This window comes from Adlercreutzia sp. DFI.6.23, from assembly GCF_024462535.1.
Classification (GTDB): Bacteria; Actinomycetota; Coriobacteriia; order Coriobacteriales; family Eggerthellaceae; genus Adlercreutzia; species Adlercreutzia rubneri.
The window spans coordinates 1-294 of sequence record NZ_JANGBP010000665.1; the positions used below are offsets into that span (position 1 = coordinate 1).

Annotated in this window: 1 pseudogene; it reads left to right on the forward strand. The window is 66.0% G+C overall.

Going from position 1 to position 294, the window contains the following annotated elements:
* Window positions 1-294 (forward strand): annotated as a pseudogene (locus tag NE591_RS14990) (heavy metal translocating P-type ATPase); the annotation flags it as partial.

Consider the following 294-nt stretch of genomic DNA (forward strand, 5'->3'; position numbering starts at 1 on the left):
ATCGCGGACATGATGGATATCGCGCCCGAGTACGCGAACGACATGGAGGAGGGCAAGCTGAAGCAGGTGGAACCCTTCGAGCTCGCCCCCGATGACGAGTTCATCGTCATGCCCGGCGAGCGCATCCCGCTTGACGGCACGGTGCTGACCGGCGAAAGCCAAATTGACACGGCGGCGCTCACCGGCGAGTGGGTGCCCCGCACGGCGCGCCCAGGCGACGAGGTCATCTCCGGCTGCGTGAACCTGACGGCCAAACTCGTCGTACGCGCCTCCAAGCCCTTCGAGGACTCCACG